1 protein-coding gene is annotated in these 1,568 nt (G+C 60.6%); it reads right to left on the bottom strand.

What is annotated here, in order from left to right; all coding sequences use genetic code 11:
* Positions 1–106 precede the first annotated feature (106 nt).
* Positions 107–1,165: a sn-glycerol-3-phosphate ABC transporter ATP-binding protein UgpC gene (ugpC, locus tag EOA86_RS34015; RefSeq protein WP_128345541.1), complete on the bottom strand. Its 1,059-nt coding sequence runs from the start codon at positions 1,163–1,165 to the stop codon at positions 107–109.
* Positions 1,166–1,568 lie beyond the last annotated feature (403 nt).

Genomic DNA, 1,568 nt, shown 5'->3' with positions numbered 1-1,568 from the left:
TTTGAGCATGGCATTCCTCCCGAACGGGCTTTTTGATGTGAAACCTAGCGCGTGATCCCGAAAAGTGATGTCGGTTTCGGATAAGATCATGCGCAAATTCAAAGTGTTATAGACGACGGCCGGTCTCTGCGTCGAAGAGGTGGACCTGGTCCAGCCGTGGTTTCAAGTGAAGCGTGTCGCCCGGCTTGAAGTCGTGGCGCTCACGGAACAGCGCCACCATCTCGCCCTCGCCGAAACGCAGAAACACCAGCGTTTCGGAACCGGTCGGCTCAACCACGGAAATCTTTGCCGGCACGCCGTCGGGGTGAATTTCGAGATGCTCGGGCCGGACGCCGTAGACAACATTGCGCCCATCCTCCACGGCGCTGTTCGCGGCGATAGGGAACGGCGTCCCGGCGATCTCGACGACAGGCTTGTCGCCCTTGCACACCACGCCCTTGAGCAGGTTCATCGACGGCGAGCCGATGAAGCCGGCGACGAACAGATTGGCCGGCCGGTCGAACAGTTCCAGCGGCGCGCCGACCTGCTCAATGCGGCCGTCGCGCATCACGACGATCTTGTCGGCCATGGTCATGGCTTCGATCTGGTCGTGCGTGACATAGATGGTGGTGGTCTTCAACCGCTGGTGCAGTTCCTTGATCTCGGTGCGCATCTGCACGCGCAGCTTCGCGTCGAGATTGGAGAGCGGCTCGTCGAACAGGAACACCTGCGGGTTGCGCACGATGGCGCGGCCCATGGCGACGCGCTGGCGCTGCCCGCCCGAGAGCTGGCGCGGATAGCGCTTGAGATAGGGATTGAGGTCGAGGATATCGGCGGCGCGCTTGACCCGCTCGGCGACCACAGCCGGATCGGTCTTCCGCAGCTTCAGCGCAAAGGCCATGTTCTGCTCGACCGTCTTGTGCGGATAGAGTGCGTAATTCTGGAACACCATGGCGATGTCGCGCTTGGCCGGCGGCAGATGATTGACGACACGGTCGCCGATGGCGATTGTGCCGCCTGAAACGGTCTCCAGCCCCGCCACCATCCTGAGCAGCGTGGACTTGCCACACCCGGAAGGACCGACCAGCACCACGAACTGCCCGTCGGCGATGTCAACGCTGACATCGTGCAGTACCTTGACGGTTCCGAACGCCTTGGCCACATTGCTGATCGCGACTTGAGCCATGGGCCCCCCCTTTCGTTGCGGTGAAGCTAAACAACGCAAACGGCGAGGGCAAGTCAGTCTTTTATAGATAAAAACCCCATTCTCGTTGACACGGCACTTGGTTGTGAGAATAGTGAAAGGGCTCGGATTATGACCCTGTTCCGGGCGCGCCGGCACACTAGTTCGGACCACGGAAATCGAAGTGTCGCGGGAGGAAAACTTGGGCCCGATTTCTAGGAGTCGCTGTTGTTGGGGAACACGTCCAGCGCTCCAAACACCCGAAACAATCACCATTGAGATTCTGGGAGGAACGAAATGAAAGTCAGCCTTTACAACCAATTTATGCGCGCGGGTGCCACTCGCCGCGATGTCCTCAAAGGTGCGGCCAGCATGGCCGCGATCGCCGCGGCATCCGGCGCCGGGC

Source organism: Mesorhizobium sp. M5C.F.Ca.IN.020.32.2.1, assembly GCF_004023105.1.
GTDB lineage: Bacteria > Pseudomonadota > Alphaproteobacteria > Rhizobiales > Rhizobiaceae > Mesorhizobium > Mesorhizobium wenxiniae.
The sequence above is the reverse complement of the archived record's forward strand: the minus strand, read 5'-3'. Positions and strand labels throughout refer to the sequence as shown.

Bases quoted from the DNA above. Each gene is read 5' to 3' on its own strand.
- ugpC (WP_128345541.1), bottom strand. From the start codon at position 1,165: ATGGCTCAAGTCGCGATCAGCAATGTGGCCAAGGCGTTCGGAACCGTC.